Consider the following 19,273-nt stretch of genomic DNA (forward strand, 5'->3'; position numbering starts at 1 on the left):
AAAATATCAACATACGGTTATGCCGCGCATATCCATTAAATATTTTGTATTGCCGCTCGGGATGGCGCTTTCAGCCTGCGATAAAGATCTGGAAACGATCAACGAAAACCCGAACGCGTCGGAATCGGTCAGTCCCGAATTCCTTTTCAGCAGCGTGCTGATCAATACCGCGTACGATTACCAACGCGAGGCTTATTGGGAAGAGCCTGCTTCCGCGGCGCGTTATATCACGCTGGTGCGCAACGAGGATAATGATCGCTTCAGCTGGGGCCCGCGCAGCTGGGACAATTATTACGAACGTTTATCCGCCAACCGCGAAATGATGGAACTGGCCCAGGCGATGGAGCAGCCGCAGTATGTCGCTGCCGGCAAAGTGCTGGAAGCGTTCAATTTCGCTTACATCACCGACCTCTACGGCGATGCGCCATACAGCGAAGCGCTGCGGTTGAGGAACGAAAATATTTCGCACCCGAAATACGACCGCCAGCAGGACATTTACCCGGCGCTGCTCAATACGCTCAAAGACGCGAATGACGAACTGGCCGCACTCGCTCAAAGCATGGTACCCAAAGCAGACCCGATGTACGGCGGAGTGAGCCGCAAATGGCGGAAACTGGCCAATTCGCTGCGCCTTCGCATGCTGCTGCGTATTTCAAAACACTATCCTTCCGCGTTCGCGGAAATGCAGGAAATAATAGACGACCCGCAGCAATACCCGGTTTTTGAAGGGAATGAAGACAACGCGGAGATCCGTTACCTCGGCGATATCGGCATCAACAGCTGGCCGGGCGGGCCGCTGGCGAACGCATTTTCCGAGTTCGACAAACGCAAGGCCAGCCAGGAGATCGTCGATGCCCTCTCGGTTCGCGACGATCCGCGCCTGAAAGTATGGATCGCGCCGGTGGACGATCCTTCCGGCAGCAGGATCAATAATTCCGAGTATGTCGGCGTGCCCAACGCCATCCCTGCGCCCTACGATTACAACGGCGGCGCGGAGCATATCTCGCGGCTGTCGGCGATGTTCAACAGCAACAGCCACCCGCGGGTGAAAGCCTCGCTGATGACGTACACCGAGCTGTGTTTTATACTGGCGGAAGCGGTGCAGGCGGGCAAAATAACGGTGCCGGGGGAAACGGCAGAAAGCCTTTATTATGAGGGCATCCGTTCCAGCATGCGGTATTACGGCGTGGAAGCCGAAGCCGATGCGATGGATTATTACGATCAGCCCGGCGTTTTGTACGACGGTTCGCCCAAACAACTCATCACCCAAAAATGGATCGCGCTGTTCCTGAAAGGCGCCGAAGGCTGGTTCGACCACCGCCGCACGGGTTTCCCGCAATTCACGCCGGGGCCGTTAGCAACGTTGCCCGAAATACCAAAACGGTTCATATTCCCGGATACGGAACGGGCTTACAACGAAGAACAATATCTGCAAGCATTGCTGCAATTCGGGGAAGACAGGCTTACCACACTGATGTGGTACCTGAAATAAATTATTCCGCTTCGTACAGTCTTACATAATCCACCAGGAATTCCTGCGGTAAAATTTTATCGTCCACCGGCCCTGGCCAGTCGCCGCCCATGGCGAGGTTTAGCAACAGGTAGAACGGTTTCCGGAAAGGATTGCCGGTTTTATTGTCCGCCGCGCTGAGCATAAAGCGGTGGTAGCGCGTGGTATCGAAATATACGTCGATCTTTTCCTCATCCCATTCCACCGCGTAAATGTGATACCCGTCGTGCAGGTTTTCCACCGCGAGGTGGCTGCCGCTGGAAGCATGGCCCGCGCCTTCTTTGGCGTAATGAATGGTACCGTGTACGTTGTTCGGTTCTTTGCCGATAAATTCCATGATATCGATCTCCCCGCAACGCGGCCAGCCGATGTCGCCGCGGTTTATGCCCAGCATCCAGATGGCGGGCCAGATGCCGGCCCCGGCGGGAAGTTTGGCGCGCGCCTCGATGCGGCCGTACCGCGCGGCGAATTTGTTTTGCGTGTTGATGCTGGCGCTGGTGTAGCCGGCCCGGCTGTCTTTCTCGCTCCAGCGTTCGCTGCCGGCGCGGTAAGCGGCGTTGGGATAATTTTCCTTCCGCCCGCGTATCGCAAGATGCCCGTTTTCCACGCGGATATTTTCCGGGCGGGCATGCGTGTAATATTGCTGCTCCCGGTTGCGGATGTGGCCTACTTCATAACTCCATTTCGAGGTGTCGGGCAGGCCGTTGTAGTTAAATTCTTCCTGCCAGACCAGCTTCCAGCCTTTGAGGTCCTGCGCGGCCGCGGCCCCGGAGAAAAGGGAGCCGCCGAGTATTATGACAAACAGCTTTTTCATACTTCTAATGTAATGCACAAAAACAGCAAGTTCCGGGTTTTAGGGACAGGCGGCAGGGGATAGTTTTGACGAAAAATCGCGTATGCACCAGGTTTCCGAGCCCGCCATCCTGTATTTCGGCACGCCGGTAGCGCTCATCAGCTCCATGAACGCCAATGGCACGGCCAATCTCGCGCCGATGTCGTCCGTTTTCTGGCTGGGCTGGCGTTGTATGATCGGCTTGTCGTCGTTGTCCAAAACCACGGAAAATATTCTCCGCAGCAGGGAATGTGTGCTGAACCTGCCGTCGCAACAGGAAGCGGCGGCGGTGAACCGGCTGGCAAAGCTCACCGGCAGCAACCCTGTGCCGGAAGGTAAATTGAAAAAAGGGTATCGTTATGAGCCGGATAAATTCGGCGTGGCGGGTTTCAGCCCGTTAAAGTCGCTGACGGTACAGCCGCCGCGCGCGCTGGAATGCCCCGTACAGCTGGAAGCCATGCTGGAAGCGGCGCACGGGCTTGCGGAAAATGATCCGCAGCAACGCGGCCGGATCATCGTGATGGAATTGCGCATCACGAAAGTGCATTTGCGCGAAGATATTTTGATGAACGGCCATCCCAACCGGGTAGACCCGGAGAAGTGGCGGCCGCTGATCATGAGTTTCCAGGAGTTTTACGGGCTGGGGCCGCAGCTGCATTATTCCACGCTGGCGGAAATACCCGAGGCGCTGTATGCCTCGCCGGACATAGAAAAGACGCGCTCCAAATAAAACGGCAGCGGACATTTCTGCCCGCTGCCGTGTAGGATCGTATGTTTTGCCGTTCGTTATTTCATCAGTCCTTTCAGCTGTTGCTCCGTTAAAACCACTGTGGGCCTGAAGGCCGCGCCCGCCATGTATTTTTCGATGCTGTACCGTAATTGTCTTGCCGCCGGCCGGCTGGCGAGGTTGCGGTGAAGGTCGAGGGAAGTGAAGACGAGTTTCCCCTTGCCAACGCGCGCTTCCAGCACATTCGCCATTTTACGGTTTTTGAAGAAGTTGTCCATCACGCGCACAACAGGCGTAAGGTTGGGCAAACTGTCTATCACCAGGGTTTTGGACGAGGTAATGAGGTCCCACCACTGCCAGTCGCTGTACGCCGCCGTGGGAAATGCCGCCAGCGCGGGGTGTTGCGGGTTGCAGAGAATGCCCATGGTGCCGGGCTGCGACGGGAAATGCACGGGGCTCCAGAACACGGGCGCAAAGCGGCCTTCCACGCCGTTAAGCGAAGCCGTGTCCGGGTTGAGCAATACCGTTTTGCCTTCGTTCAGCCATTGCATGGCTTCGGGCAGCGAACGCGTGTAATGCACGGACGCAGGCGCGGTGGGCGTTTCAGACGGATAAACCCAAATCCTCCATTCGTTGCGGTGCTCGCCGATGCGGAGCGTGATGGTGAGCTCGGAAGCGGTTTTGATCTTGCCGAGGTCCACGCTGATGTTGCCGAGCGTATGCCCGTTGCCCAGCGGTATCTGCCCGGCTTCCAGTTTCCCCGAAGCGATCAGCGCGCCCTGTTTGTTTTTTACCGTCCATTCCGGCGTTACGCCTGTTATCGCGTTTTCGCTGAAGTTGGCCGCTTCGGCGGTGGCGGTGAAAGTTTCGTTATTCGTATAGGTCGCTTTTTCGAAGCGCAGCAGGGGAACTACGGCCGAGCAGTACATACGGTGCTGCGCGGGCGTTACCAGTCCTTTGCTGTCCCAGAAAGCATCGAGTATGCCGATGAGCGCGGTGCCCTGGCCGGGGAAATCGTGCAGGTCCAGCAGCTGGAAACCGCTGAAATTGCGGGTTTTCAGCGCGCGTTCGATCTCTTCCTTGTACAGGTTCGCCGCGAATTTTCCGCTGGCCAGCAGGTATTGCGGCGCCAGTTGCACCAGGCCTTTGCGCTCCATATCTTTTTTGATGGCCTTGAAATTGAGCGGGTCCAGCACGCCGGTGTATTTTTTGATCTCGTTCAGGTTCGGAAATACGGAGTACTGGCCAATTTCGTGGGTGATGATGGGTACGGGCAGGCTGTCTGTTTCTTTCGTATAGTCGGTGGCGAAAGAAGGAGGGATGCTGTTGAAAATGCCCTGGCCGCGCACCCAGCCTTTACGCGTGTATTGCGTGATATAGAAGTCGTCTCCCGGCTCCGGCCATTTGCCGTGATCGCGCTGGAAACTGAAAGTGGTGGTGGTATAAAGGTGCCGCGGGTCGGACTTCTTCAGGCTTGCCACGATGTTTTCCAGCCACTGGAAATCGCCTTCCAGCTCGTTGCCCATAGACCAGAAACAGAAAGACGGGTGATTGCCGTATTCAGCGCTGATGCGCGCCGCTTCGTTTTCCAGCCAGGCGTTCATCGCGGGATCTTTTCCGGCGTTTTTGTTCCAGAAAGGCAATTCCACCTGCAAATAAAATCCCATCGAATCGGCCACTTCAAAAGCGGCGGACGGCGGGCACCAGGAATGGAAACGCAGGTGGTTGAGGCCGTAGGCTTTGGCCGAGCTGAACACTTTCTGCCAGCCCTTGCGGTCCATCGGCGGATGGCCGGTAAGCGGGAAGATGTTGCATTCCAGCGTGCCGCGCAGGAAGATGCGTTTGCCGTTCACCTGCAGCAGCGCGTTTTTGTTCGTCACTTCACGCATCCCGAAAGTGGTGCTGGCGGCGTCTTTCAGGTTTCCCGCGGTGATGCTGGTTTTGAGGGTATAAAGGTTGGGATGGAACTCGTCCCAGGTCTTCATGTTTTCGCCGAATTGCAATTGAAGCTCGTGCGTGGAAACGCCTGGGGGGAATGCGGCTTCCAGCGATCGTGTTTTTCCGCCGGCCTGTATGCTCACGCGGCCGTTCGCGGCGGCGGCGCTTTCGTTGTTCACCTGTACCGCCACACGAACGGAACGGTTGGTCACATCGGGATAAGCCTGCATTTGCAGGATGTGCACTTTGTCGCGCGCTTCCAGCTGCAGTTTGCCGATCACGCCGTTCCAGACGATCTGTGTGCCGTTGGTGTAGGCATGCGCCATGTCGCGCGTGCTCATGTCGTAACGTTTCCGGTTGTCTACCCGTATTACCAGCCGGTGTTTGCCGGGCGTCAGAACGGTGGTGGCGGAGAAACGATGGGGAGCTATCAGGCTCTCGTCCGCACCGCACTCCTTGCCATCCACCCACACACGGGTATTCCACAGTACGCGTTCCAGCGTCAGTCGAATGCTTTTATGCTGCCACGATGCCGGTATCGTTACTTCCTTTGCATACCAGGCCGGCCCGGTATAGGAGTGTTTACGCGTGAGCATCAGCAATATCTCTTTGTTGAGCGAATCGGGCGTCAGCCGCGTGGCGTTCCCGACGCCGGCATCGTCGAGCGTGCCGGGCAGTTGCAGCGATCTTTCGAAACGCTGGTTGAACCATTCTTCTTTCACCCCTTTGTCTTCTGGGTCGAGGCGGTATTGCCATTTGCCGGCCAGCGGCATGGTTTGCGCGGATGCGCCGAGGCTGGCGAACAGGAATATGATAATCAGTCTGCGGATCATGTGCTGCTTTTTTGATTGCCTGCTGCGGCAGGGGCCTGCATTTCGCGGGCCATGGATAAATGTGCTTTTGCGCCTGCGTGAAAGCCTTGCCCGAGCACTTTCCGGAAACAAGCTATGGCCGTTGCGGTCTCTTTCAGGCCAAGATAACCCAGCCCCTTCATAAATTCGCAGTGCATGGCGTTGCGTACGTTCAGGTCGTCTTCGAATATCAAAAGGTCGGGGAGCGAGACGGCGAAATAATCGATCTTCACTTCGTCGTTTTCATGCGCTTCGCCGTAAGCGATCAGCCTGCGGAAGATCGTTTCCGCTTTGGCCTGCTGGCCCAGCGCTTCCCAGGCCAGGCCCTGGTAGAATATTTTTTCAGGCGGCTGGTCATTGTAATACATCGCGGCTGCAGGCTCGCTGAGGCCTTCGGTGGCTTTGCGGAAAAACGCCGTGGCGGCCGTCGTGTCCTGCAATCCTTCGTAAGCCTTACCCAGCCAGTAAAAGATGTCGTTTTCCTGCGCGCCGTACAGTTTGCCTTCACCCAGCGAATCGGGATATACCTGCGCCTGTTCGAGTTTTGTTATCGCGGCCTTGTAATCGCCGCGCCGCAGGTCTTGCTGCGCCATCGCGGAAAGACTGTAACAATACTGTCCGGATACTTTGCCTTCGCCGCCTTCCCAGGGGTGGAACTTCCGCTGCATGATGAGCCGGTAGGCATGTTCGTGGCGGCCGAGGAAGTTGTGCAGCGCGGCCCTTTCGAGATAGAGGTCGTCGCGCCAGTTCACGGGCGTTTCGTTGGCTTCGAGAAAGGCGAGGCGCTGCTCGGGGTCGGCGTTGAGGCGTTTGCGCAGCTGGTCCAGCTCCATCAGCACGCGCGCGTCTGAAGTATCGAGCGAAAAGGCTTTTTCAAAATGCTGCAGCGCGGCCGCGGATTTGCCGCGTTTGTTGAACAGCGCGATGCCGAGGTTGCGGTGAACGGTGGGGAAAGTATCGTCGCGGCGCAGGGATTCTTCCCACATCGCGATCGCTTCGTTGTATTGCCTTTTATCATACCAGAGGCAGCCCAGGTAATAGGGGGCTTTCGCGTCGCGGGGATTTTGCTCCATAGCGAACTGCAGTACCGGCACGTCTTCTATCCGGTTAGGGAAACACAGCGCCGGATCGGCTTCAGCGGCCTGTTGGAAGAAACGCGCTGCTGTTTCGGCATCACCGTTTTGCTGGTAAAACCATCCCAGGTAATAATAATGCATCGGCGATTTTTCCCGCGATTGCAGGCCCATCAGGCCGATGGCTTCTTCGTAAAAACCACAGGCGGCGTAATCGCCTGCATATTCGAGGAAATTATGATCGTAATCCCTGCCGAGGCGCACCAGCGTATTGCTGGCTACGGCGGCGGATTTCACGTCGCCGGATGTTTCGAGGCTCAGCTGCTGCTCGAAATATAAAGTGAGGTTGAACAGGTCGCGGCGCAGCCCGTCCTTACATACATCCAGCGCTTCTGCGTAACGGCCCGTTTTGCGGAGGATGGCGGCTTTCAGCGACCAGGCTTTATTGTTGCGGGCATTCCTGTCCAGGGACCGGTTCACCTGCTCCAGCGCTTCGGCATATTGACCGCGGTACGCGCTGATGCGGGCGAGGGAAAAATACCCGCTGTCTTGCCAGGCACTGTTCCACACGGCCTTGTAATATTGGTCGTACGCTTCGTTGCGCCGGCCCTGCATTTCGAGGCAAAGGCCGAGATTGTACAGCGGCTCGCCGTCGTAAGGATTGGGATTGCGTTGGGTGAGCGTTTCCACGGCTTTCCTGAAATACGGCTCTGCTTTAACGAACTGGCCCCTGCGCAGGTACCAGGCGCCGAGCGCGTTGTTGTTGCGCACGTCTTTCGGGTCGCGGCGGAGCGCTTCCGAATAATAATCGACGGGATTGTAGGTAGCGTGGCGGTATTGTTCCAGATGCAAACCGGTGAGGTACAGCTGCTCGTTGTTTTCCACGGCTTCCGGCGGCAGCGCAGCGGATGCGGGGGACGGAGGCGTGGCGTTGCCGTTGGGTTTGTGCTGGTAACGGATCTTTTCCCTGCCGTCTGCGCCGGTGATAACCACCAGCAGCGATTCTTCGCTGAGGCCCGGCGGCAGCGGGATGTTGCGCGTGAATACCTGTTCGGGGGAAACATTGAAAATTTCTTTATGAAGGTACTGCCCGTCTGCAAACACTTCCAGCGTATTTGCCGCCTGTTCGCCGGTAGCGAAAATTTTAACTTCCAGCGCGCTTGTTTTCATGGATGTGTACAGCAGGAAATCTTTCGTCGCGTTTTTCACCACTCCCAGCTCCCTGTAGGGCATGAAATATTGTGTGAAGGACTTTTCCTCGTAAGGCATCAGCCAGCTGAAATCCGGTTGGTTGTCCGTATAAACGCCGGTCATCAGCTCGATGTACGGCCCGTCTTCGTCGGTGAGATTTTTGTCCCAGGCGCGGCCGAAGTCGCTGTGCCCCCAGGTCCATTGTTTTTTACCGGGTGAAATGTGATGATCGGCCACGTGCAGCAGGCCCGCCTGCGTATCGTTTTCGTATCCGCCCACAAAATCATAATCCGAACGGATCGCCATGTACGAAGTGGGAACGGGAATGTTTTTGTAACGGGAAATGTCGGTGCCGGGCGCGTAATCGACCTTGTAATATACGCCGGTGGCGATAGGGAAATCGCTTACGTCGCGTTTGCCGTGATCGAACACGGCATGCACGTCCGGCGGGAATACGGATTGGTAATGATCGTTCACTTTCACGGCGGGATTGGCCCACCAGAGAAAAGTTTGCGGAAGGGGCGTGCGGTTGTAGAGCTTGCCTTTTATTTCAAGGTAAGCTTTGTCCGGGTGCAGTGTGAAACCCGCCATGCCTTTGGTGCGGAACATTTTCTCCACTTCGTTCACCCACACGGTTTTGCTGCCGTCCGCATTTTCTTCGATAGTAAAATCGATGGGCTCGTAAGTGCTGGGACGGTGGTGCTGCGGCCAGTTGAACTCGATGCCGCCGGAGATCCATGGGCCGCAAAGGCCTACCAGCGCTGGTTTTATCACCTGGTTGTAATAGATGAAATGTCTTTTGCCGATCTTATCGTAGGCCATCTGTACGCGGCCGCCCAGTTGTGGCAGGATCATGATCTTCAGGTAACGGTTTTCGAGGAAAACAGCGTCCCATATCTCATCTTTTTTTTCGTCCAGTATCTTTTCTATGACGGGGTGCGGGTACACCACGCCACTGCTTCCCTGGTACACGCGTTTTTCGAAGAACATGGGGTTTTTATCCGGCTTGCCAATGCCGTACGTCGGGATGCTTATCTTTTCTTCCCAGACCTGCACAGAAAAATCGCTCATTGCCTGTTTATTTAGTGTCTTATTAAATGTTGCTCGAGTTGTTCCAGCGTTTTGCCTTTTGTTTCCCGCACTTTACTGCGCACAAAGAGGAAGCCGAGGAAACAGATGGCCGCATAAAGATAGAAGGGGCCGTATGTTCCGAGGCTTTCAGCCAGGATGGGGAATGTGAATACAAGAATGAAATACGCGCCCCACAGGGAAACGATGGCGATGGAAGACGCCAGGCCCCTGATCTTGTTGGGGAATATTTCCGAGATCAGCACCCAGGTAACCGGCGCCAGCGAAGTGGCGTACATGGCGATGGCCAGCAGCACGAAAAACGAAACAAACTTTACGTCCGCCTGGTTGCGGAGCAGCAGCGCCAGCACGATGTATACGACAGACAAGCCCAGCGAGCCGATAAGCATCAGCGGCCTGCGGCCGAGTTTGTCTACCTGCCACATGGCCACCAGCGTAAACACGAGGTTCACGATGCCGATGGAAATGGTTTCGAACAGCTGGCTGTCCAGGTCCGCGCCCACGGATGCGAATATGGTGGAAGTGTAATTGAATACGATGTTGATGCCGCACAATTGCTGGAACACCGCAAGCGTGATACCCACGATCACGGCGGGCCTTACCGCTTTTTCGAAAACGGCTTTGAGGCTGGGGCGGTCGCTTCCCTGCAGCGATGCGCGGATGTCGCGCGTGGTGTCGTTCACAAAACCGGCGTCGCCGATGCGCGACAAAGTTTTTTCCGCTTCCGCCGTTCTGCCTTTGCCCATGAGCCAGCGCGGGCTTTCGGGCAGCAGCAATACGCCGAGCAGGAATACGAGGCTGGGCACGGCGCCGAGGCCGAACATCCAGCGCCAGGCCTCATCGCCTTTGGCGGCGAGGTTATAATTTACCAGGTTGGTGATCAATATGCCGATCACGATGGTAAGCTGGTTGATAGACACGTTCCTGCCGCGAAGATGTGCGGGAGAAATTTCGGCAATGTACAAGGGGCTCAAAATAGAAGCCATGCCCACGCCGATGCCGGCGGCGAAACGCATGGTCACGAACAGGGCGAGCCCCTGCGAAAAGGCCATGCCCAGCGAAGAAAGCGTAAAGATCACCGCGGCGAGCATCAGCCCGGGCTTGCGCCCGTAACGGTCTGCCAGCGCGCCCGCGGCAAGGCAGCCCGCCATGCACCCCAAAGCAAGGGAGCCCGTCAGGAAACCTTCCCACCAGGCGTTCAGCGCGAACGTAGCCCGCAGGAAAGGCAGCGCGCCGGAGATCACCGCGAAGTCGAAACCGAACAGGTAGCCGCCGAGCGCGGAAATGAATGAAATGCCGATGATGTAGGCGTGGTTGAATCTTTGCTGCATGTTATCTTTCTTTTTTTCAGAACCAATGTAATATTCCTTCCGCAATCAGCCGGTGCCCTTTTTCGTTCGGGTGATTGCTCTGCGCCATCAGCGGTTTTACATCGGGCTGCTGAAGGAAGATGCCGTAGGTGTCCACCAGCCCGGTGTGGTATTGTTTTGAAAGCGCCACGATCTGGTCCCGGTGCCGGCGGAGCGGGTTGCCCGCGGCTTTCCAGTCGGTGGAAATATCCGGCGAAGGCGTAAGCAATATCACGGGAATGTTTTTCGCCTGCGCTTCGCGGATCATCTGTTCCCAGGCGGCCCGCGCTTTTTCCGTTCCCAGGGCGCGGTCGTTCAGCGCATAATCTATAAAAAGCACGTCGGGTTTGTGAACCAGCACGTCCCCGGCGAAACGTTCCGCGCCTTTCAGGGAATTTTCCCCGCCAATGGCCGTCACGATCACGTTGATCACCGCATTCGGGTATTTTTCCTTCAGCCCGCGCAGCACCTGCTGCGGATAAGCGTCCAACGTATGCACGGCGGGCGTGGCGAAGTAGCCTGCCGGCACGGAATGACCGTGAAACACCAGGTTGATGGCCCGGTTGTTCGGCCAGGTTTTTTGCAGCGCGGTTTTCACCTTGCCGAGCAAAGCCGTGTCCTGCGCCGGCAGGGCGTGTATGTTGAACAAAATAAAGAGTGCCGCGAGAAGGTGTTTTTTCATGCGCATCGTTTATTGGTATTTTCCGCGTACGGTCACTACCGATTTGGCGGGTATCACTATCCTGTCTGCTTTCGCGGTAGCGCGTTTGCAGTTAAAGGTAGCATCTGTTGTGTATTGGTCGAGCGTATTGCCGGAAATGTTCACGCCATCGAGCCGGATATATTTTTCCTTGTTTTCCGGGTTTACGAATATGGCTACCAGCTGTTTGTCCGTTTCGTTTTTGTAAGCGGAGATCATGAGCGTGGCTGCCGCGATGGACGGGTCGTTATTGCCTTCCACGCTGGTTTCCACGCGTTTCATGCCGGGCCTTACAAAACGCGCGAAATTGCCGAAGCACCACAGTTGTTTGGAATCGAGCACGATGCCGTCCGTTTTGCAATTGGCCGCGTTCATCTGGCCGGCGGGATCGTTGATGTACACCAGCGCGTCGCTGTAATTGTACGGGCTCACGGCCAGCCACCACTGCCAGGAACTAACGCCTGCGATCACGAGGTCGTGATGCAAAACCTTTGCCACATACAGGCCGTAATCAATGCCGGTATTGCGGGGCGAACCATTGTAGATGTTGCAGATATTACCGAGGATTCCAAATTCGGTCTGCCACAGCTCAAGGTCCGCGTCCACCTGCCGTGCCTTGTTCAGCAGTTGTGTGCGCGTGTTGATGAGCGTATTGTCCGGGCAAGTGGTGAAGTAGCTGTGCCCTGAGATTATTTTGGCTACGTTCGGCAGATCGCCGAGGTAGTATGCTGCGGAAGGAGAGAAGAACTGGTTGATCTGGTCGCCGCGGTTGTCTGTGTTTTTCCCGTACAGAAATTCCAGCGTGCCGGCTTCGCCCACCACGATGCGGGAATTGGTGCCCGCGAGTTTTTGCGCGGTAAGACGGCTCAGCTCCGCGATCTGGTCGTTGGTGGCCTGCGTGCCTTCCTGGTTGGCGGTGTTGCCGTTGCCCCAAGCCCACTGCGGTTCATTGACGGGGCTCAGGAAGTCGAAGCCGAAATGTTTGGTGACGTTGGCGAGGAAATCCGCATACGCGCCCATTTTACCGGTCTGTATGTTCATCATGGTGCCGCCGGAGCCGTTGAAGGCTTTGCCGTTCTGCGAAAAGTGCACGGGCGCGGAAAGGGAGAAGCCGAGGGTGTATTTTACGCCGCGCTGTTTGGCGGCTTGCAGGAACCATTGCGCGCCTTTCTGTTTGCTCCAGTCGTACGATCCGTCCGCATTCAGGAAACATTCTTCCCTTCTCCATTCGTCGGTGATATTGCTGGCCGCGCCCTGTTCGAAGCTGCCGGCGCCGATGTTGAAACGCCAGAGCGAAAGGCCGATGCCTTTGGGCGTGCCATCCGCCGCCGTGTCCATGCTGAAAAGATAATCCGCCACCTGGTCTTTTTTGGCGGTATTGCCCCAGGTGCCGATGTACTTGGTGGTCCAGCAGTCAGACGCGCCGAAGCTGTGAATGGTCTGTTTCACGTTTTGCAGCTGTATGGTCACTTTCTGCGCTGTTTTTTGCTGACAGGTGTCTGTTCCCAGATAGATGCAGGAGGAACCGCCCGGGCCGGGGCCCGGGTTGGAACCTTTTCCACAGAAGGCCGCGAGAAACGCGATGCCTATGATCGAGAGTGTCTTCATCCGTTTCATTTTAGAAATAGCCTGGGTTTTGCTGCATGGCCCCTTCGGAAAGCAGCAGCTGGTTGGCCGGTATGGGCCAGAGCATATGCGTGTTTTCCTTGAAGTGGATGCCTTTGTTTTGCGCTTCTGTTGTGTTTTTGGTCTCGAAGGGATCGGTGCTTACTTCGGTGTTATATTTCACGAAGCTGCCGTTCGGCCCCATGATGCTGCTGATCACCGGTTTGCCGCTCTGGTCTTTCCAGCGGCGGATGTCGTACAGGCGGTCGCCTTCGTACGCCATTTCCAGCCTGCGTTCTTTCCGCACGGCATTGATGAGGTTCCAGCCGGTGAGCGACATGTCTGTAACGAGGTTCACACGGTCGCGCACGCGTTTCAGCGAAGCCAGCGCAGGGCCGCTTTTCTGCTGCATGGCGCAGGCTTCGGCGTGAATGAGCAATACGTCCGCAAAACGCAGGATCTTGTCGTTCAGGCTGGAAAGGCCGTTGGCCGGGCGTTCCGCCTTGGGCGTATAATGTTTGCGGCTGTAACGGGCCGATTTGGAATGGTTCGGGGAAGGGAACGGCCTTCCATCGAACGAAGGCGTGTTCGGGTCGCCGGCTACGGGCAGGCCGTGGCGGTTGATCGTCCATTGCAGGCGGATGCTGTCGCCTTCCGATTTATAAGCGTTCTCAAGGTCGCTGGAAGCGGAGTAATAACCCCATCCCGCGTCTCCCGTGGAATTGATCATTTTCTGAAAATCGTTGTACGGCAGCGCCGGCACCTGCGAAGAACCGTTCTGTATCTCGAAAATGGATTCGATACCGTTTTTATAAGTGTATTGCCATAAAGTGGAAAACTGCTGCTCCAGGTTGTAATCGCCTTCGTCGATCACCATTTTGGAAAGCGTTTCTGCTTTCTGCCAGTCTTCCATGTACAGGCTTGCTTTGGCCAGCAGCGTGAGCGCGGCCCCGCGGGATGCGCGGAAGCGGTCCGCGGCCGGGTAGGCGCCTTTTTTCGGCAGGGTGGCGATGCATTCGTTCAGGTCTTTGTCGATCTGGTTGTACACGTCCTGCACGGAAGAGCGCGACAGGTGCGTGTTGGGCGGGTAGATCTCCAGCACCAGCGGCACGGGCCCCCAGTTGCGGATGAGATCGAAGTAACACCAGGCGCGCAGGAACTTCAGCTCGGCGATGAACTGTTTTTTGTTTTCGTCCGAAATGGGCGCGCTGCTGATGCCCGCCATGGTGCTGTTGAAGCGGCCGATGCTTTTGTAAAGGTCCACCCATTGCGCCTCGTTGCGGTCGTTGCCCGCGTCGAGGGTGTATTGCGCCACGGCGTCGTAAGTGGGGTGAGTTTGATAGGTGTTGCCCACCCAGGCGTTGTCAGACGCGGCCTCGCCCGCCAGGTAACGCCAGTTGAGTATTTCCCACCAGGTGCTGTAATTGATGTAGCGGTAAGCTACCATCGTGGATGTGTTGCATTGCTCCAGCGTGCCGTAATACTGGTCGGCCACGATGGCCGAGCCGTAAGGCGCCTGGTCGAGTTTGTTGCAGCCCGCCGCCGTAACCAGCATTGCGCCGCCGAGGATATATGGAAAAAGATGTTTCATCGTGCTTGGATTGATTGGTTTATAAAGCAAGGTTTAACCCGAACGTATAGATGCGCGGCGGCACCATCTGGTAGTTGTCGTTGCCTGCGTAGGAGATCGTCGAATACCAGGGAATGTCAGGATTAAGGCCCGAATAGTTGGAAATGGTGAACAGGTTTTGCGCCGATACGTACACACGCAGGTTTTTGATGCCTTTGATGAGCCCGTTGGGCAATTTATATCCCAGCTGCATCAGGTTGGCCCTTAGGAAATTTGATTTTTCAAGGAAGAAAGTGGACATCTTCGTGAAGTTGCCGTTCAGGTCGGTCTTCCGCAGTTCGGGGAAGCTGTTGCTGGTGCCGGGCCCGTGCCAGTACTGGTCCTGGAAGCCGGAGATGAAGTTGTAGTTGCTGCCCGCGATCATGTTCCTGCGGTACTGGTTGAAGTTCTGCTGGCCGAATACGCCGTACAGTTCCGTTCTGAAATCGAAGTTGCCGTATGCGAGCGTGAGCGCGAGGCCGGAGGAGAACTTGGGATAAGGCGAGCCGAGGTCGGACATGTCGCTGTTGTCGATCTTGCCGTCGTTATTAAAGTCACGGAACTTAAGATCGCCTGCAATCGCCTGAGGCTGCAGTCTTTCGCCGTTTTTATTCACGTAGTTGGCGGCTTCTTCGTTGGTCTGGAATACGCCGTCCGCAATAAAGCCCCACCAGGAACCGGGCGCATGGCCCACCGTGGTGCGGGAACGGAAGGTGCTGATCACCTCGTTGTTTTCGCCGCCGAGAATGGGGTCGGAGCTGGAGAGGTAATCTACCTTGCTTTTGAACTGCGTGAGCGTGAGGTTTACACCGAAGCTCAGCTTGCGGGTGATGTTGTCTTTATAACCGATCGCAACGTCCCAGCCTTTGGTCGTCATTTCGCCGATGTTCGCATACTGGGAAGCGATATACCCCTGCGGGTAACCGAGCGTGAAGTCTACCCGTACCGGCAGCAAAAGGCTTTTCGGGGTGCGGGTGTAACGGTCTACGGAGATGTTCAGCCGGTCGTTGAACAGTGCCGCGTCCAGGCCGATGGAAAGGTCCTGCTGGATCTCCCATTTCAGTTCGGGATTGCTGATGGAGCTGGGCGCGTAACCGTTGATCACTTTGCCTTCAGCGTCCACGTATGTGGTCATGTTCACGAAAGACATATACTCGCCCACGGTGCCGGGCAGGTTGCCGCCGCTTTTGCCCCAGCTGGCCCTGAGTTTCAGGAAGCTCACCTGGTCTTTCAGGTTCTCGAAGAAACTTTCCTGCGAGATCACCCATGCGCCGGACACGGAGGGGAAATAACCCCAGCGGTACAGCGGGTTTACGAGGCTGGACGCATCGGCGCGCATGGTGCCGGTGAGGTAATATTTTTCGCGGTAGTTGTAACGCAGCGATCCGAAGAAAGACAGCATTTTGCCGAAGGGTGCAGCCCCGGGCTGATAACTGCCGCTGGCGCCGGTTACGAGGTTGCCCGCGTTAATGTATCGGAAAGGCTCCCTGTCGAACGGGATGTTTTCGCGCGATGCGTTGGTGCCTTTGGTGGAATAACTGTCGTAGCTATGGCCCAGCAGCACGTTCACCGAATGGTCTTCCGGCAGCGGCAGCGTGTAGTCGGCGGTGTTAGTGATCTTCACGCGGCTGTTCTGAGCGGTGGCGGAGGTTACGGCCGTTTTGGCGTTGTAGCTGTTGGGCGCGAAATAATATTTGGGAGAATAGTTATTCTGCTGCGAGAAGTTGGCCGTAGCGTCCAGCACGGTTTTGAGGATGAGGCCCTTGAGGGGTTTGATCTCGAGATAAGTGCTGAACTGCCCGCCGAAATATTCCCGTTCGTCGAAGTTGACGCGTTTGTTGAACTCGGGGTTGATCAGGCCGTTGAACAACGATCTGCCCGGTGTGCTGTAATAAGGATTAAACGCGGTCATGAAGTCGGCGAATACACCGGTGAGCGGCGGGAGGGAAGACATCACGTCCGCCTCGCTGCGAAACGGCGCCACGGTAGGGTCCATCGCGAAAGCGCCCCAGGTAAGGTTTTGCGGCGCAAAAGGATAATTTTCATAACGCGGCGCGATGTTGATACCGGTTTTCACCACTTTGTTGATGTCCCAGTCCACATTCAGCCTGCCCGTGATTTTTTTCCACTGCCCCGCCTGTTTGCCGGCGTACGATTCTTCGGCGTAATAACCCAGGCTTCCGAATACAGACAGCCCGTTGCCGCCGCCGGAAATGCTCAGGTTATAGTTCTGGCGCTGGCCGTTGCCGAAGGTTTCGTCCCAGTAATTGGTGCTCTTTAAACTGTTCACGTCCGGGAAAGGCAGTGTGGCGCCGCTTTTGGCGGCAATGTCGTTCATCAGCCCGGCGTATTCCTGCGCGCCGGCGAGTTTTATGTTAGGCGCTTGTGTGATGCCGTAAGTGGCGGAAAAATTGATGGTCGGCGCGCCTTTACCTTTTTTGGTGGTGATGAGGATCACGCCCTGGCCAGAGCGTGCGCCGTAGATAGATGCGGCGGACGCATCCTTTAGCACGTCGATGCTGAGAATGTCGAGCGGGTTGATGGTGTTCATAAAATTGTACCCGATCTCCATCCCGTCTACGATCACGAGGGGATTGGTGTTGGCGGTGATGCTGCTCAGCCCGCGCACGAGAATGCGGGGCTGCGAGCCTACGCTGCCGTCTGCCGCCATGATCTGCACGCCGGCCAGCTTGCCCTGGATGGCGGTGGCGACGGTACCGGTGGTGTAAGGCTCGATATCTTTCGAAGAAACGGAGGAAATGGAAGTGGTCACATTTTTGCGGCTGGTGCTCTGATAGCCGATCACGACCACGTCGTTGAGTGTTTTGTTGTCCGTTTCAAGGGTTAACGCAATGAATGTGCGGCCTTTTAGAGCCACTTCCTGGTGGATGAAACCGATGGAAGAAACCAGCAGCACGGCGTCTGGGCCGGCCTGCAGGGAAAATACGCCCTGTGCGTTGGTTATGGCGCCAGTAGATGTGCCTTTTACCTGCACGGATACGTTGGGAAGCGGTGAACCGTCTGCACCGGAAATTTTTCCGGTAACGGTTGCGGCCTGCGAGAAAGAAAGCTGGTACAGGCATAGGAGGAATGCCCATAAGAGCAGTAGTCGTTTTTTCATAACATTACGTTTTTAACGCCGTGGAAAGAATTCTCACAAATATTGCACTTCCGCTTTGCGGTTTCAATAGCCATTATTACGGATATGATGGATTATCTTACGGAGGTGTGTTGTTAATACACAGATAACTTTGATCCATTGCGGGAATTCATGGATTTTTTTATTATTCCTTACATTTGGGTATGATCCGGAAAAAAGAAGGTTTCGAAGGCCAGCGGGCCGTTATTTTGCCGCGCAAGATCGTGGCCGAAGGATGCGCGGGCGACGCGGTGATCGGCGGCGCCTACGTGACCGATATCGGTTATTATCCGAAAGCGCGGTATCACTTCCGGCAGCGCCTGCATGGCATCGATCAGCACATTCTTATTTATTGCCGCGAAGGAAAAGGACAGGCGCAGATCGGCAAGAAAAAATATACGCTCGGCCCGGATTCTTTCGTGATCATCCCGGCGGGCAGCGCGCATAGTTACGCGGCAGACGAATCCGATTCCTGGACCATTTATTGGACGCACTTCAAAGGCCCGCTGGCAAAGGAGATCACCGATGCCATGATACGCCGTTACGGGGGGCATGTGGGCGGCATTACCTTTCAGCAGAAAAGGATCGCGCTGTTCGAAGACATGTACGCCAGTCTTGAAAGAGGATACGGCAGCGATAATCTTTGTTACGCCAACATGTGCTTATGGCATTTTTTATCGTCGTTTTTGTACGACGATCAATTCAGCCTGTCGGAAAAGAACCGGCGAAAAGACGCGGTGGAGCTGTCTATCAGTTACATGCAGGAACAGCTGGCGCAGGCGCTTACGCTCAGCGGGCTGGCGCAGGCGGTGAATCTTTCCACTTCGCATTATTCCTACATTTTCCGCAAACGCACCGGCTTTTCGCCGATGGAATATTTTAATCACCTGAAGATCCAGAAAGCATGCCAATACCTGATATTTACGGATATGCGGGTGAAGGAGATCGCTTATAAGCTGGGCATGACGGACCCGTATTATTTCTCCCGGATGTTCAACAAGCTGATGGGCGTAAGCCCGAACCATTACCGGGCGAAGAGAGGGTCTTAAAAGAAATTTTCTCCGGCGGGTATCAAAAACTCCGTATATTTCTGCCTGTTAATTTTTTATTATGATTATTGATACGCTGGACAACGCCGCGCTGTATTACGGCCTCGGGCCCAAATTCGTGAAAACCTTCGAATACTTAACCCAAACGGATTTTTCCAAACTGGAAAAGGGGAAATATGAAGTAGATGGAACAGACATTATCGCCATCGTCAACGAATACGAAACCATCGACCCTGCCGGGGAACAGATGGAATCTCACAAAAAGTATATCGACGTGCAATACGTCCATACCGGGAAAGAGCTGATCGGGCATGATTTTATGCTGGAAAAGAAACCCAGCAAGGATTACGACGAAGCGGCCGATTATATGCTGTTTGCCGGGAAACCGTCGTTCTTCTCCCGGCTGGAAGCCGGTTGTTTCGCGATCTTTTTTCCGACAGACCTGCATATGCCCAACCTCCGGGCAGACGGCCCGGAGCAGGTGAAGAAAGTAGTGATGAAGGTAAGCGTGAATTAATTGCTGTAACGGGGCGTGCTCATGCCCAGGCTGTACGAAATAAAAGCGGGCCACATCCACCGGGTGCGGCCCGCTTTGCTTAACAACCGTTTAA

The 19,273-nt window shown here is 55.7% G+C and carries 12 protein-coding genes; 4 read left to right on the forward strand and 8 right to left on the reverse strand.

Translation table 11 applies throughout. The annotated features are described in order from the left end of the window. Positions 1-19: 19 nt before the first annotated feature. On the forward strand, positions 20-1,492 hold the full coding sequence (locus J7I43_RS05610; protein ID WP_209144102.1) for a SusD/RagB family nutrient-binding outer membrane lipoprotein: 1,473 nt from the start codon (positions 20-22) through the stop codon (positions 1,490-1,492). A gap of 1 nt (position 1,493) precedes the next feature. On the opposite strand, the gene J7I43_RS05615 is transcribed toward J7I43_RS05610, so the two are convergent. After that, positions 1,494-2,324 (reverse strand): glycoside hydrolase family 16 protein, encoded by an 831-nt coding sequence (locus tag J7I43_RS05615; protein WP_209144104.1) that lies wholly within the window; start codon positions 2,322-2,324, stop codon positions 1,494-1,496. A gap of 82 nt (positions 2,325-2,406) precedes the next feature. Between J7I43_RS05615 and J7I43_RS05620 the strand changes: the two genes are divergently transcribed. Further along, the gene (locus J7I43_RS05620) at positions 2,407-3,072 is read left to right on the forward strand and encodes a flavin reductase family protein (RefSeq protein WP_209144105.1); all 666 of its coding nucleotides are present in this window, start codon (positions 2,407-2,409) and stop codon (positions 3,070-3,072) included. A gap of 56 nt (positions 3,073-3,128) precedes the next feature. Here the strand turns inward: J7I43_RS05620 and J7I43_RS05625 are convergent, their stop codons facing one another. Genes J7I43_RS05625 through J7I43_RS05655 form a run of 7 tightly spaced genes read right to left on the reverse strand, consistent with a single transcriptional unit; the run spans position 3,129 to position 17,595 of the window. After that, a complete protein-coding gene (locus J7I43_RS05625) occupies positions 3,129-5,840 on the reverse strand; it encodes a glycoside hydrolase family 2 protein (protein ID WP_209144107.1) in 2,712 nt (903 codons plus the stop codon). Further along, positions 5,837-9,193 carry a DUF5107 domain-containing protein gene (locus J7I43_RS05630; protein WP_209144109.1) on the reverse strand — a complete coding sequence of 1,119 codons (3,357 nt, stop codon included), beginning with the start codon at positions 9,191-9,193 and terminating at the stop codon, positions 5,837-5,839. Before J7I43_RS05630 ends, J7I43_RS05625 begins: the two co-directional genes overlap by 4 nt. Positions 9,194-9,204: 11 nt before the next feature. After that, a complete protein-coding gene (locus tag J7I43_RS05635) occupies positions 9,205-10,542 on the reverse strand; it encodes a sugar porter family MFS transporter (protein WP_209144110.1) in 1,338 nt (445 codons plus the stop codon). Between the two features lie 16 nt (positions 10,543-10,558). Continuing rightward, entirely contained in the window at positions 10,559-11,242 is a 684-nt protein-coding gene (locus J7I43_RS05640; RefSeq protein WP_209144112.1) for an SGNH/GDSL hydrolase family protein, read from the reverse strand. A 9-nt stretch (positions 11,243-11,251) separates the two neighbouring features. Next, a complete protein-coding gene (locus J7I43_RS05645; RefSeq protein ID WP_209144114.1) occupies positions 11,252-12,868 on the reverse strand; it encodes a glycoside hydrolase in 1,617 nt (538 codons plus the stop codon). Positions 12,869-12,878: 10 nt separating this feature from the next. Further along, positions 12,879-14,456, reverse strand: coding sequence for a RagB/SusD family nutrient uptake outer membrane protein (locus J7I43_RS05650; RefSeq protein WP_209144116.1), 1,578 nt, complete (start codon positions 14,454-14,456; stop codon positions 12,879-12,881). A gap of 19 nt (positions 14,457-14,475) precedes the next feature. Further along, positions 14,476-17,595 (reverse strand): SusC/RagA family TonB-linked outer membrane protein, encoded by a 3,120-nt coding sequence (locus J7I43_RS05655; protein WP_209144118.1) that lies wholly within the window; start codon positions 17,593-17,595, stop codon positions 14,476-14,478. A 182-nt stretch (positions 17,596-17,777) separates the two neighbouring features. Here J7I43_RS05655 and J7I43_RS05660 point away from each other — a divergent pair, with 182 nt between their 5' ends. Both J7I43_RS05660 and J7I43_RS05665 read left to right on the forward strand, forming a co-directional pair. After that, positions 17,778-18,662 (forward strand): AraC family transcriptional regulator, encoded by an 885-nt coding sequence (locus tag J7I43_RS05660; protein ID WP_209144120.1) that lies wholly within the window; start codon positions 17,778-17,780, stop codon positions 18,660-18,662. Between the two features lie 61 nt (positions 18,663-18,723). Further along, positions 18,724-19,179: a YhcH/YjgK/YiaL family protein gene (locus J7I43_RS05665; protein ID WP_209144122.1), complete on the forward strand. Its 456-nt coding sequence runs from the start codon at positions 18,724-18,726 to the stop codon at positions 19,177-19,179. The last annotated feature ends 94 nt before the right edge of the window (positions 19,180-19,273 follow it).

The organism is Chitinophaga chungangae (assembly GCF_017742215.1).
Taxonomy (GTDB): Bacteria; Bacteroidota; Bacteroidia; order Chitinophagales; family Chitinophagaceae; genus Chitinophaga; species Chitinophaga chungangae.

What these genes read in the sequence shown, in the direction of transcription:
- J7I43_RS05615 (WP_209144104.1), bottom strand. Translation starts at nt 2,324, where the DNA reads ATGAAAAAGCTGTTTGTCATAATACTCGGCGGCTCCCTTTTCTCCGGG.
- J7I43_RS05630 (WP_209144109.1), bottom strand. Translation starts at nt 9,193, where the DNA reads ATGAGCGATTTTTCTGTGCAGGTCTGGGAAGAAAAGATAAGCATCCCG.
- J7I43_RS05660 (WP_209144120.1), top strand. Translation starts at nt 17,778, where the DNA reads ATGATCCGGAAAAAAGAAGGTTTCGAAGGCCAGCGGGCCGTTATTTTG.
- J7I43_RS05635 (WP_209144110.1), bottom strand. Translation starts at nt 10,542, where the DNA reads ATGCAGCAAAGATTCAACCACGCCTACATCATCGGCATTTCATTCATT.
- J7I43_RS05650 (WP_209144116.1), bottom strand. Translation starts at nt 14,456, where the DNA reads ATGAAACATCTTTTTCCATATATCCTCGGCGGCGCAATGCTGGTTACG.
- J7I43_RS05645 (WP_209144114.1), bottom strand. Translation starts at nt 12,868, where the DNA reads ATGAAGACACTCTCGATCATAGGCATCGCGTTTCTCGCGGCCTTCTGT.
- J7I43_RS05655 (WP_209144118.1), bottom strand. Translation starts at nt 17,595, where the DNA reads ATGAAAAAACGACTACTGCTCTTATGGGCATTCCTCCTATGCCTGTAC.
- J7I43_RS05620 (WP_209144105.1), top strand. Translation starts at nt 2,407, where the DNA reads ATGCACCAGGTTTCCGAGCCCGCCATCCTGTATTTCGGCACGCCGGTA.
- J7I43_RS05625 (WP_209144107.1), bottom strand. Translation starts at nt 5,840, where the DNA reads ATGATCCGCAGACTGATTATCATATTCCTGTTCGCCAGCCTCGGCGCA.
- J7I43_RS05665 (WP_209144122.1), top strand. Translation starts at nt 18,724, where the DNA reads ATGATTATTGATACGCTGGACAACGCCGCGCTGTATTACGGCCTCGGG.
- J7I43_RS05610 (WP_209144102.1), top strand. Translation starts at nt 20, where the DNA reads ATGCCGCGCATATCCATTAAATATTTTGTATTGCCGCTCGGGATGGCG.
- J7I43_RS05640 (WP_209144112.1), bottom strand. Translation starts at nt 11,242, where the DNA reads ATGAAAAAACACCTTCTCGCGGCACTCTTTATTTTGTTCAACATACAC.